A 13,230-nucleotide genomic window follows, 5' to 3' on the forward strand; every position below is an offset into this window, starting at 1 on the left:
AACATTTGTAAACCGGCCTACCGGCGGCCATGAACAATTACTTTTTTTTAGCGGCTGCAGCTTTCTTTTTCGGTGTGGCAGCAGTTTTCTTTTTGGACGGAGTAGCTACTTTGTTATATGCCAAAGCCCTGTTTACCCAGTGTTCCAGTTGCTTTTTCGTGCGTAGGGCGGAGTTGTCCACGTATACAAACCCCGGCATTATTTTGCCACCATGCACCATGGGCGTGCAACTTTCTTCCTCCAGCGCGGCGTCTGTCAGCGCCGGGTCAATGCGCAGCATGATGTTGTCGGCTTTTACGCCTACGCACATTTTATCATCGACCATAAAACAGAGACCGCCAAACATTTTCTTTTCTTCAATGTTGGCCGACGCAGGTGCGATCAGTTCTCTGACGCGATCGGCCATTTTTTCATCAAAAGCCATGGGAGAGGTTTTGTGTGTATTAAAGATACAGGTTAATATCCATATTTCGTTTCGAGCGCATGCAGGAGCATGTTGGCAATTTTCGCGGTGTTTTCCTGTTGTATGTTGGTGAAAACAATATAAGCGCGGTTGACAGCAGGGATCACTTTCACTGTGGTGACGAAAGTGCCTGGTGTACCGCTGTTGTACGATATGGGGTGCGCGTTAGCGTTGATGTCTGTGAACCAGCCATAGGCAAAGCCTGGGAGGCCAAAATGTAATTGCCGGAAAATACTGGCTGGAAGCAGTGGAGATTTCCCAGCGAGGCCGCGCAGTTGTTCCTGTATAAACCGGCTATAGTCCCGCAGGCTGACGTGGATGTTGCCGGCCACCTGCAGCCAGTTAAGCCTGGGATTATAGGCCGGTGCTTCAGGACGGCCTTGTGCATCGTGGCCCCATGGTTGCGTAGTGTCGCTAACGTTAGGACTGCCAAGGCCAAACCGGATATGTAATTGTAGACCTAGTGCCTCCAGCAACTGAGGATAGCTTTTGCCGCTGGCTTTTTCCAGCATGAGACCGGCGAGGGCGTAGCCACTGTTGGTGAGGTTAAGACCTGTGTCAGCGACGGGTGGCTGTTGTAGCAGCCAGCGCGCAAATTGCTGGCGCTGGCTGGCTTCACTGCCGGTAATTTCCTCCGGGCGGGGATGAGGATGAGTATACGTATAGTGCGCAAGGTTATTTCGGAAGGTTAACAGCTGTTGGAGGGTGAGGTGATGATATGCCTTATTACTGCCGGCTTTCCAGTCAGGGAAGCGTGTAAAGAAGGGGGTGTCCCAGGAGAGCAGGTGTTGTTGCACCAGCATGGCCGCGATCATGCAGGTGATGGCTTTGGTGTTGGAGCCAATACGGAACTGATGATCTATGGTGGCCGGAATGTCAGAATTGATTTTACAGAAGCCTGTCATGTCAATATCGAAAATGGTATCTGATGATACGACAGCATAACCGAGTGCCGGGATACGATGGGCTTGCCGGAGACTATCAGCGAAGGAATGAAGCGACTGGGCGGCGGAAGTAACAAAGAGCAGCATCAGAAATGATGCTGACAGGAATGCACGCATGAAAAAAGATTTGTGCAAAGGACGGGAAAACGGGGGGAAATACCGCTCGTCGCCTGAAAAAAATCAGGCGACTGCGGATATATGAATAGGACATGGTCATTGGGCGTTCCGTATGTACAGCGGATCGCAATGGAAATAGTTGATAAATGCTATCGTGAATACCTCCTCGTCTGGCAGGCCAATGCTGTGAGCGATTTCAGCGAGGGTGATATTTTTATATACTAGGAGATGATAAGCTCTCAGCATTTTCTGCTGGAATGCAAAATCTTCCAGGGGAATGTAGAACATGTTTTCAAATGCGCCAGCCAGTACTGCGCTGGGCAGGTTAAACAGAAAGGCGGTGTGCATCAGGGGCGATTCCAGTTCTACATTATCTTTCAGGTATTGAAAGACACGTACCAGTGTGGCATCATCTACCGGGCGCTGGATATTTTCCGGGGTGGCGTCCTGGCAGAGGTAGTTGCTGAAGATAGCCACGCAGCAGCGGCGCAGGAGGCATTCAGCCTGATCTTCAATCAGTCGGCATTCCTTGATAATGTCCAGCAACTGCTGGATAGCGATATTGGTGGTACAGTCACGCTGATTGAGCGGTTCGCTCTGGTCGCTGATTCTTTTGCGCAGCAGGCCTTTGAGTTCCGGGAATTCCCGTACAAGTGCGCCCATGCAACCAGGTATAATGTTGATATGAAAGCTGCTGATCTGTATCCCAGGAATAACGGGAACGGTGTGCATTTGCTCCGGCAGGTTAAACAGGCAGATCTGACGCCCTATCATGTTAAAGTCGCCTCTCCCGTGAATATTGGCCACCACAGCATCGGCCTGGTTGAAGTGAAGGGCCAGGATATGCCGCGGCGAATAGGGCGTGAGCAGAATGTTTCTTTTGGCCAGCACTTCGTGGTGCCAGATGGAAAAATCCCTTACTTTGATATTCTGGCAGAACATATCGCAATCCGCGTCCTGCTTGAAATACTGACGGGCAAAGGGAATCACGGTATCGTTGAAATCGTCCGGGATCAGCTCCAAAGGGGTAAAATACTGGTCATCGCGTTCTATCAGAAGTATTTTGCGTTCGGGCGTGGGTTTGATGGTATTTTGGTCATCCATAAAACTTATACGATTAAAACTGAATGTCAATACATAATCCTTATTTGACAGGAATAGGTCAGTTAAAATGTCATGGTTATTTTGTGCCTGAGATACTCTATTTATGTCATTATTTAAAACAGGGTATCACGCAGAAAAGTACTATGTCAAATTTGGGTTTTTTTCAAACAAAATAGAAGACTATTTATCCAGTCTTTAAATATGTTGATAAATTAATATCTTTCTTTCGTCCGGAGAAATTTTTTTCTCCGCGGGCAGATTCAACGACGACTACAGTTTTTTCTTAGAGCAAAGATCGGGGAAAGCAAGCGTATGTCCATCTCCCTGCGTGCAGGGAGACGGACTTTTTTTATTGATTTTTTCTAGTGGGACAAAACGGCGCTGCCTTTTTCGGCGGCAACGGTGGTTTTGATCTGCCGGCGGCCTATAAACAGCACGACTGCCGCGAGAAGAGACGTACCACACATGGTAACAGCGAGGGGAACGGCATTATGAGTGTTATACAGGCTCACTACGGTGGCGGCCAACGCGCCAACGCCCATTTGCAGCGCACCCATCAGGGCAGAAGCGGTACCGGCGTTTTTCGTGAACGGCGCCAGGCAGAGCGCTGCTGTATTGGGATTGATGAAGCCCATACAACAAAGGAATAAAAACAACAACACCAGCAGGCTGGTGAGACCGAGCCAGTCGTTCCAGGCGCTGACAGCCATCACCACCGCGATGATACCCTGCAAGGTAAGTGCTACGGGCACTATCTGCCGGCTTTCATATCTTTTCAGCAGGAGGCTGTTGACCTGGCTGCAACCAATGAAACCAACGGACAGTCCGGCGAAAATCCAGCCGTAGGTCTTGCCATCGAGGTGGTAGGCGTCCATAAAGACCTGCGGAGAACCGGACACATAGGCAAACAGTCCGGAGAAAGCGATGGCGCCGGTAAAAGCGTAGGTATAAAACTGTGGCGTAGTGGCCACCGTCCAGAAGCTCTGAATGATGGGCCCCGGTTTGAGCGATAGCGTGGTATCCGGCCGGTAGCTTTCCGGTAACCACCAGATGGTGGCCAGCAGTAACAGCAGGCCTATACCGCCTAATACAATAAATACGGCATGCCAGTGGAAAGCGGCGGCCACGTAACCACCAATTGTGGGCGCCAGCATGGGGGAGGCGCCTACTACCAGCATCAGCAGGGCAAACACTTTCGCGTTTTCCTTTACCGGGAACAGGTCGCGGACCATGGCCACGGAAGCCACAGTGGCGGCACAGCTGCCCAGCGCCTGGATAAAACGAAGTATGACCAGGCTGTTTAACGTGGCCGAATATACGCAGCCCAGCGAGGCAGCGATGTATACCAATAATCCAAGTATGAGCGGTACTTTACGCCCAAAACGGTCCAGCAATGGCCCATACAGCAGCTGCCCGGCTGAAATGCCGATGAAAAAACTGGAGAGGGACAGTCCCACGCGGGCCTGCTCTACGCCAAAATCTTTAGCGATCGCAGGAAAGCTCGGCAGGTACATGTCTATGGAAAACGGCGCTAAAGCCGTCAAAGAGCCAAGTATCAATATCAGGAAAAAATAGCCGGATCGGGTATGTTCTTGTGTCACAGTCTGTTGGTTTAGTATCAAGCCGTAAAAGTAGAACAACCATTTTATTCCTGTTGCTCTTTTGCAGAATGATAATATTGATGACCCTATAGAGGGAAATGATAACTATTGATTATAATAAATTAATATATATTTGCGCGTCCTATTATTGTCTAGATGAGCACTACCACATTGAAAAACCTGGTAGCAGTGTTATGGCTGCTGCTGGTCCCCATTATGATCTATGCCCAGGAAGGAATGCCTGCCACGGTACGTCCCTGTGGCACAGACGTTTTACTACAGCAATGGCGCCGGAACCCTTCGTTCCTGGCACGGGAACAGGCCATTAACCAGGCCTTGCTGCAACGTCACTATGTGACGGTGCCCGGAGCGCCTGCGGCCGATCCCGCCATCATCACCCTGCCAGTGGTGGTGCATATACTCAACGAAAACCTCAACGCCTATACGGACCTGGACGTGGCCAACGCCCTCCAGCAGCTGAATGACGCTTACGGCGCCACCGGCGCTTTTACCGGCGGCCGCACTGATACCAAAATACGGTTCTGCCTCGCTAAAACGGCACCCGATGGCGGTCGCACCAGCGGCATCGTTCGTACCTATACCTACCTGAACGATTTTGATGTGGACATGGAAGGAGGGGAAGTAACGGACATGGGAGCGTGGGACCGTACCCGTTATATCAATATATGGGTGGTGTCCACTATCCGCTCCGACTATATGCAGGACTTCAGCTGCGGCAACTGGAGCCGCCTCACCATGGGCGGATATGCCAGCGCCGGCGGCGATATTGTGGTGGCCGGACTGGGCATAGGTGTACTGGCCCACGAAATGGGGCACTACCTCAGCCTGCTGCATACCTTTGCCGCCCGCGATTGTAAAAATGATGACTGTCTCACTGACGGCGATATGGTTTGCGACACCCCGCCGGAAAGGACCATCACCGGCGGTTATGCCTGCAGCGCCCCTCAAAACTCCTGTAGCACCGATACGCTGTCCGGTTTCACGGTTGATGTGCCTGACCTGCCGGACAATTTCATGGACTATGGCCAGGGCACCGGCTGCGTGCTCGGCTTCACCGCCGGCCAGACCACCCGCATGCGTAACTTTATCGCCGCCGCCCTGCCGCTGATGCAGGCCAGCACCGTTTGCAACGATCCCTGTGCAAGTGCCGTCACCGCCGCTTTCAGCCGTGACATCGCTTATCCGGTGGTCGGGGATGTGGTCACTTTTACCGCCACCATTACAGCGGGGCAGTCGGTACAATGGCTGGTAGACGGCGCGCCGGCCGGGACAGGCGTTACCCTGGCACTGCCCGTGACAGTAAAGAAAACCTATCAGCTGGAATTGCGTGTAACCGACAACGTAACCGGCTGTCATGCTTCCACCACCGATGCCATGGCGGTAAGCTGCGGCGTGGTGGCCCGCTTCTATCCGGATAAACGCAAGATCGCCTCCAAACTCGGCATACAGACAGACCATGTGGTATTTACCAACCGCTCCCGCAACGCCACCTCCTGGAAATGGCTGATCAGCAACGATAAAGGAATGGCCGAAACAGTAGTGAGCACTAATGAACAGCTGGACTATATATTTAACACGCCCGCTAATTATAAGGTACGGCTATACGCTACTGACGGGCATTGCGAAGACACTACCAATCCCGTTACCATTGTAGTGGACGATCCTACCGCCGATGGCGTGGTGTACGTGTCCGGGGTGGAGTGTTACCAGCAGAACAAGCTGCGGGTAAAGCTTTACTTTGAAAACAAAGGATATCAGACCATCCCTAAAAATACCCCTGTCTCTTTTTATGACGATGATCCGCGGCTGGGAAAGGGCAAGCGGTTGGGAACACCATTCCTGCTGCCCGCAGACCTGCCCGGTAAATGTGTGTCGGTACTCTACACCACCATTGTGGACGCCGGCCGCGAAGGCATCGATACGCTGGTGACCGTGATGAATGACAACGGGACTGTTTTTCCATTGGTATTTCCCAATACAGGCGTAACAGAAAGCGATTACACCAATAATGTCAGCTTTAAGAAAGGCTTCCGGTTTCATGTGTCGCTTGCACCGGGCGACTATACCCTGACGCCACAGCAACAACTGGTGCTGAAGCCCACGGCCAAAGGAGGTACCCTGACCAGCGCCACCTGGGACCCGTCGCCTTACCTGGACTGCACTACCTGCATCAATGCTACGTTTACCGCGCCTTACCGCAAAGATACCATCACTACCGTGAAAGTGCGGGGCTATACACAATACGCCTGCTTTGCAGATACGATGGCCACCATACACATCCCTCCGGTAGACGACTATACGATAAAACTGGACAAAGTGGATTGTTCCGCTGGTGACAGCCTGCATGTGGCGTTCTCCTTGTGTAATGCATATGCTAAAGGCGATATACCTATCGGCCTCCAGGTAGATTTTTATGACCGTCTTCCTGCTGATCCTGCTGCCATAAGGCTGGGCAATACCTTTCTGACGCCGCTGTCTTCTGTTGGCGTTTGTGGCACTTATGGGCAATACCTTCGAAATACCACCACCGGACAGGTAGTGGCCGTGGTAAACAAAGACCGTCAGCCATTTCCGCCGGCCACGGGGCTGAATGAAGCAGATTATACCAATAATAATTATACAGCCAATTATGTAGCACCTGTGCTGACGGTATTGCCGAAAGACACCACGGTATTCCGTAAAGCGCCGTTTCATTTTTATTATGAGGTGAAAGGCTTTGATCCGGTCACGATCCGGTGGGACAACAGTGATGCCTATACGATGGACTGTGGTATTTGTCCGGCGCCATCTGTTCAGATGCTGGACAGCAGCCGGATAGGATTGAAGTTGACGAACCGCTACGGCTGTGTATTGACAGGAGAGGAATATGTGCACCTGGTGCCGCCGGACCTTACCGTCAACTTGTTATCGGCGCATTGTTACGACAACCAGCATATTCTCGTGAAGTTTAAAGTATGTGTAGCCAATGGCTACGATACCATCTTCCAAAAAATACCGGTATCATTTTATAACGGCGATCCCGGTAACGAACGCACCACGTTGCTACAACCGTTGTTTTATACGCCGGTGGCCAAAGAAGGTGACTGCCGGGAGTTTACCCATGTGCTCAGTGCGCCTGGTACTGCAGAGGTGGTGGCTGTGGTAAATGACAAAGGCGGATTTGTATGGGCGGAGACGGACTATACCAACAACCGGAGCGCGGTAGATTATGAGGCCTTCTCCGTTAGCGCTGCGCCGGCATTGATATCACTGCCGAGGCCAGCCAACGTGCCGTTGCGTACAACCGTTACCGGTGGACCGGCTTCGTCCTATGCCTGGGAGCCGCAATCGGGGCTGTCCTGCGCAACCTGTCCTTATCCGGTGGCGGCCGCCACTTCCTCCATGCGTTATGTGGTAACGGCCACCAACGACTACTGGTGTACCGATACGGCCAGTGTGCAGATACAGACTTTCGTCAATGCAGGCATCAGCATGCCAAATGCTTTTTCTCCCAATGGCGATGGGCAGAATGATTATTTCTATGTAATTGGCAGCTGGGATATCCGCCAGGTGCGTAACCTGTCGGTGTTTAACCGCTCGGGCAACAAGGTATTTGAAGCGGTGAATACGCCTGCCAACGACCGGAGCTATGGCTGGAACGGGCTGGTAAATGGAAAGAAAGCTGATATGGGCACCTATGTGTATTTCGCGACAGTGGAATATATAGATGGTACTGTCAAACTGATAAAAGGAACGGTGACGCTTATACGGTAACAGTTGAACAGCTTATAAAAAGAAAAACCGGCTCCCAGTGAAGAGCCGGTTTTTTTCATCCTTTCACACACACTATACATGAACAGTTCTAAGCATGGTCCCGTTTTCGTTAAAGCGGCTATGCCAGCTAAGTGCCTCCTGCAGCAGGTGAGGGGTGTGGCCTCCATGGCTGCAGGCATTGGAAAAATAGTTGTTCAGTTCGTCCTTGTAGCTGGCATGCGCGCATTTGGATATGATCAGTCCTGCCCGTTCCCGGGGGGCTAGTCCCCGTAAATCGGCCAGACCGTTCTCTGTCACTATAATATCTACATCATGTTCAGTATTGTCTATATGGGAAGCCATTGGAACAATGTGCGAAATGCCGCCGGCTTTGGAAGATGACTGTGTTACAAATATGCTCAGGTATGCGTTGCGTGCGAAATCATTGGAGCCGCCGATCCCGTTCATCATGGCGGTGCCGCCAATGTGGGTGGAATTGACATTACCGTAGATGTCGCATTCAATGGCCGTATTGATGCTGATGACGCCCAGCCGGCGGATGACCTCCGCGGCATTGCTGATGTCCTGTGGCCGCAGGACAATATGCGGTTTGTATTTGTCGAAATTGTTGAAAACCCTGTTGTAGCAAGCCTGGGACACCGTAATGGAAGAGGCGGACGCTACTTCCAGTTTACCTGCGTCAATCAGGTTAAAAGCGCTGTCCTGTATCACTTCTGAGTACATGGTGAGATGATGGAAATTGCCATCCATAAAGCCTTCCATGACCGCATTAGCTACTTTGCCGATACCCGACTGTAATGGCCGGAGTGACTGTGGCAGCCTGCCTTTGCTGATTTCATGCGAAAAGAACTCCAGCAGATGGCCGGCGATGGCGGTGGTTTTTTCATCCCTTTCATTGATAGATGCCGGGCTGTCGGTGGTGGTGGTCAGTACTACCGCCACAATTTTCTCCGGGTCAACCGGGATGGACTGCCGCCCTACGCGGGCGCCGGCATGGGTGATAGGAATGATTTGTTTGTCAGGCCATATGCCGGCAGAGAAAATATCATGTACCCCGTACAGGGAAAGGGGCACCGAAAGGTTTATTTCAATGATGATCTTGTCTGCCGCAGCGGCAAACGCCGCGGAGTTGCCGACAGAAGTTGTGGGTACGATACTGCCGTCTTCCTCTATCAGCAATGCTTCGATGACGGCGATGTCTACGCGGGGAATGATTTTCTCTTCCACAAAGGAGGCGCTTTCACCGAGGTGCTGGTCAATAAAGAGAACTTCACCGTTGTTGATTTTTTTGCGTAAGGCAGGATCTACCTGGAACGGCATTCGTTTGTGCAGTATGCCTGCTTCAGCCAGGGCCCCGTCTGTGTCGTGACCCAGTGAGGCGCCTGTGAGCAGCGTTATTCTGAGAGGTTTAGCAGGAGCTGTTGATGCCAGTGCCTTTAATACCGCTTTGCTATCTCCCGCTTTGGTAAAACCGCTGGAGGCCACGATCATCCGGTCTTTAAACAACGTGGCAGCTTGTTCGGCGCTGGTGATCTTCTGTAGTAAGTCTCTTCTCTTGATGCGTTCTTCGTACATGGTGCAGGAATGTGGCAAAGGCAAATGTAGCTTGCTGATTGCGGGTACAATATTAGGACGGTTTCAGGTGGCTGGTTGGTGCATCCGGGACAAACTTTTATTTGTTCCGGCCAATCCGGGGCACTGTTTTTATCGTTATATTTATAGTGTGTAGACTGTCACTTTCATTTCCATTACATAAACCATCCTGCAACATGAAAAAAGTTTTCCTCTCTTTGTTATGTGTTTGCTTTTTTACTGCAGCCTCCGTGCAGGCGCAGAGTATATTGGACCAGGCAAAAAAGACGGCCGGGAGTGTACAGAATCCTTTAGCCAATTACAGCGGAGTAGCCAGCAGTATTCTGTCGAAGCTCACGCCGGCCCTGGGGCTGACGGAAGTACAGAAACCGAAAGTGACCGACCTGGTGACAGGTTTCCTGAAGCAGAAAGCGGGCATTCTTCCCCTGCAGCAGAGCAATCCTGCGTCTTATGCTTCCAAGTTTGCCGGCCTGCAAGGCGGTCTTTTCTCCAAACTCAAATTGTTGCTGACAGCGGCCCAGTACACCAAATTCCTGGGGCTAAAGCCGAAAACCAATGATGCGACCAACGTGTTGTCGCAATTGTTTTTCTAGTTTCTTTCCGTAAAGGGGCCTCGCAAAGGCACCAGGGAACAAAGCATACAAAGAATGATGTCAGTGAGCAAAAAAAGCAAAGGAGCGAATGTCAAATCTGATATTTGCTCCTTTGTTTTTTTATTTAAAACATAAACACAGTGCTCTTTGCTGTCTGGCACGTTTGCGAGCTATTTATCTTGAAAAAATCTTTACCTTCTTTGCCGTTTGGCGCCTTTGCGAGAAACATCTTCTTTATTATCTTCGCGGCCCTATGCCAAAGCCAAAGAAGAAGACACCGAAGAAGAAAAAAACGAATAATAGTTTAGCCGTAGCCGTTATACTTATACTTGTCACTTTTGCTGTGACTACCTGCTCCCGGAAGATAGCCGGAAGAAAGGAAAAAGAACCTCCACGGAAGACTGCCTCGAAATCGCATGCTAAAAAGAAGACCAACAAATACCTGTTACAGGAAGATTTCGAAAAAGGCAACAAGACCAATTACAATTCAGAAAGCGTGGAGCTGTCCAGCGGCAGCTGGGAGTTCAAAGATGCCGTGACCGGCAGTCTGGATGAAGACCATAAAACGGGCGCGCAGGCGTTGCGTATCCGTGATAACGGGATGGCCACTATGGATTTTGATATCGTGGTGAATGGCACTGTAACGGTTAGCATGAAGTATGCGTTGTATGGCAAGGACAAAGAAGGCGCCTGGGAATTATGGGCATCCGTGAACCGTGGACAGCGTTTTACCAAAGTAGGCAATACCGTGGAGGTGAGCTCCAATAGTTTGCAGACAGTTAGTTTCACCGCTACCACCTCGTCCACTATCCGTTTCCGGATACGGAAAACGGACAAAAGCGGGAGCCGTCTTAATATAGACGCCATCCGGGTAAGCGCAGGCGGCAAAGAAGCGCCGGTGGTGAAGCCGGAGAAAGGGGAAGGGGCCGTAGGTGGAGATGATGACAACCTTTTGCTGGGCAATCCCAGCAATGCCACGCCTGCCGTGGTGATGCCCAACAACTACCTGATGGATAAAGGTTACTATACCTTGTCCTACAACCGCGATAATGGTACACCTAACTGGGTAAGCTGGCATGTCTCTGCCAGTGATCTGGGGCGTATGGCCAGAGGCAATGATTTCAGGCCTGATGCGGATATTCCGCAGGGCTGGTTCCAGGTGACGCAGTTCAGCTATAGTGGCAGTGGGTTTGACCGGGGGCATAACTGTCCTTCGGGCGACCGGACCGCTTCGCGGGATGCCAATGAGGCTACTTTCCTGATGACGAACATGATTCCTCAGGCGCCTAATCACAACCAGCATTTATGGTCCAATTTGGAGGGGTACACCCGTTCGCTGGTGAAAGACGGCAACGAGGTATATGTGATCATGGGCAGTTATGGCAGTGGTGGTGCCGGTAGCAAGGGCATGTCGAGAAGAATTGCCGGCAGCCGGGTGAATGTGCCTGCACGGATTTGGAAGGTGATCGTGGTGTTGCCGGAGGGTAATAATGACCTGAAGCGGGTGTCCCGGCAGACGCGTGTGATTGCCGTTAATACGCCTAATGATAATGAGGTGAACACTAAGTGGTCTGCATACCTAACTTCTGTGGAAGAGATTGAAAAAGCTACTGGTTACAGACTATTGTCCAATGTGCCGGCGGCGGTGCGGCAGGAGTTGGTGAAGAAGATAGATACCGGTGAATAATGAGGTTAGCATGAATGTTGCAGGGTTAAAATCCCGCTAACGGAAAACAGGTAAAAGGAACGGCATAAAAAAATATTGGACATTGTAATAATTAATTATAAATTGCATAAAATTGACATATTTTTAGCGGGATAATGTTTTTATCGCTTTAACAGAGTAAAATATAAAGGTAAAAAATACGCTAATTGTCACCTGGCCATACTAGTATTTTACTTTATTGAAGAATTTTAACCTTTTGTATTTATGTATGTGTAACATTTGAAGACCTTAATTCGTTAGCTAACAATAGAGAATGATTGGTGAGATAACGAGCATAGTTTGAAACTGACAAAGACCTACACTTTTCACTGATTGCAGCACCCATTGCTTCTAATGCCATAGGCAGGGGGAGAGTGCAGCTGTAATAAACGTAAGAAGACAGGCGTTATACCAGACAGGTATCAGCTGGTGCTCGACGAAAAACAGCGTTAAAAAATAATAAAAATTATATAAGTTCAGATTATATGGGTGATAGGATGTCCGTGGCCTTATTAATTACGACCTACAATTGGCCAGAAGCGTTAAAGCTCGTTCTTGAAAGTGTGCTGAGGCAAACTGTTTTGCCGAATGAGGTAATCATCGCAGATGACGGATCAGGCGACACTACCAGGTATGTCATTGAAACGTTCAAGCGGAGTACTACTATTCCGGTAAAACATTTTTGGCATCCGGACGACGGGTTCCGAAAAACCATCATCATCAACCAGGCTATCTCCGGTACAGAATCTGACTATATTATACAGATAGACGGTGATATTGTACTGAATGAGAACTTTATCAGGGACCATATCAATGAAGCGGAAGAAGGGTATTATATCCGTGGCAGCCGCGTATTGCTGCCGGAAGACAAAACCCGTTATTTTCTGCGCTCCGGTGAATTCGGCAATGTGACGATATTTGGCCGTGGTATAAAGAACCGGTTTAACGGTGTTCGTATTCCGCTCCTCGCGCCGTTACTGATTAAGAAAAGCAAACGTTCCAATAATTTTATCGGTGCTAACTGCGCCTATTGGAAGAAGGACTTTCTGCGTGTGAATGGCTATAATAATGAACTAAAAGGGTGGGGCCATGAGGATATCGAACTGGCCGCACGGTTTATTAACTCTGGCCTGAGCCAGAAAAAGGTAAAGATGAAAGCGGTTTGTTATCATCTGCACCATCCTCTCAATGACCGGGTGCATGAGAACGTTAACTACAGGGTTTACCTGGACACGTTAAAAAAAGGGATCACCTATTGTACTAACGGTTATCATCACTAACATTATCATTCGGGACATCTACGATTGTCCACAGGTTAATATACTTAAGGGGCTTG

At 50.1% G+C, this 13,230-nt stretch carries 9 protein-coding genes; 4 read left to right on the top strand and 5 right to left on the bottom strand.

What is annotated here, in order from left to right; genetic code table 11:
• Positions 1–37: 37 nt before the first annotated feature.
• The 4 genes from ACTJJS_RS05970 to ACTJJS_RS05985 all read right to left on the bottom strand — a co-directional run bounded on the left by ACTJJS_RS05970 (position 38) and on the right by ACTJJS_RS05985 (position 4,229).
• Positions 38–424: a TfoX/Sxy family protein gene (locus ACTJJS_RS05970; protein WP_440662845.1), complete on the bottom strand. Its 387-nt coding sequence runs from the start codon at positions 422–424 to the stop codon at positions 38–40.
• 32 nt (positions 425–456) lie between these two features.
• Positions 457–1,524 (bottom strand): serine hydrolase domain-containing protein, encoded by a 1,068-nt coding sequence (locus ACTJJS_RS05975; protein WP_440662846.1) that lies wholly within the window; start codon positions 1,522–1,524, stop codon positions 457–459.
• A gap of 96 nt (positions 1,525–1,620) precedes the next feature.
• Entirely contained in the window at positions 1,621–2,628 is a 1,008-nt protein-coding gene (locus tag ACTJJS_RS05980; protein WP_440662847.1) for a hypothetical protein, read from the bottom strand.
• 362 nt (positions 2,629–2,990) lie between these two features.
• The gene (locus ACTJJS_RS05985; protein WP_440662848.1) at positions 2,991–4,229 is read right to left on the bottom strand and encodes a multidrug effflux MFS transporter; all 1,239 of its coding nucleotides are present in this window, start codon (positions 4,227–4,229) and stop codon (positions 2,991–2,993) included.
• Between the two features lie 156 nt (positions 4,230–4,385).
• Here ACTJJS_RS05985 and ACTJJS_RS05990 point away from each other — a divergent pair, with 156 nt between their 5' ends.
• Positions 4,386–8,003: a gliding motility-associated C-terminal domain-containing protein gene (locus ACTJJS_RS05990; RefSeq protein WP_440662849.1), complete on the top strand. Its 3,618-nt coding sequence runs from the start codon at positions 4,386–4,388 to the stop codon at positions 8,001–8,003.
• 72 nt (positions 8,004–8,075) lie between these two features.
• Here the strand turns inward: ACTJJS_RS05990 and ACTJJS_RS05995 are convergent, their stop codons facing one another.
• Positions 8,076–9,578 (bottom strand): succinate CoA transferase, encoded by a 1,503-nt coding sequence (locus tag ACTJJS_RS05995; RefSeq protein WP_440662850.1) that lies wholly within the window; start codon positions 9,576–9,578, stop codon positions 8,076–8,078.
• A 194-nt stretch (positions 9,579–9,772) separates the two neighbouring features.
• Here ACTJJS_RS05995 and ACTJJS_RS06000 point away from each other — a divergent pair, with 194 nt between their 5' ends.
• The 3 genes from ACTJJS_RS06000 to ACTJJS_RS06010 all read left to right on the top strand — a co-directional run bounded on the left by ACTJJS_RS06000 (position 9,773) and on the right by ACTJJS_RS06010 (position 13,174).
• Entirely contained in the window at positions 9,773–10,189 is a 417-nt protein-coding gene (locus ACTJJS_RS06000; protein WP_440662851.1) for a hypothetical protein, read from the top strand.
• Between the two features lie 253 nt (positions 10,190–10,442).
• Positions 10,443–11,876 carry a DNA/RNA non-specific endonuclease gene (locus tag ACTJJS_RS06005; RefSeq protein WP_440662852.1) on the top strand — a complete coding sequence of 478 codons (1,434 nt, stop codon included), beginning with the start codon at positions 10,443–10,445 and terminating at the stop codon, positions 11,874–11,876.
• Positions 11,877–12,391: 515 nt separating this feature from the next.
• Complete coding sequence (locus ACTJJS_RS06010; RefSeq protein WP_168871432.1) at positions 12,392–13,174, top strand: glycosyltransferase; 783 nt, start codon at positions 12,392–12,394, stop codon at positions 13,172–13,174.
• The last annotated feature ends 56 nt before the right edge of the window (positions 13,175–13,230 follow it).

It is taken from the genome of Chitinophaga sp. 22308 (assembly GCF_052045305.1).
Taxonomy (GTDB): Bacteria; Bacteroidota; Bacteroidia; order Chitinophagales; family Chitinophagaceae; genus Chitinophaga; species Chitinophaga varians_A.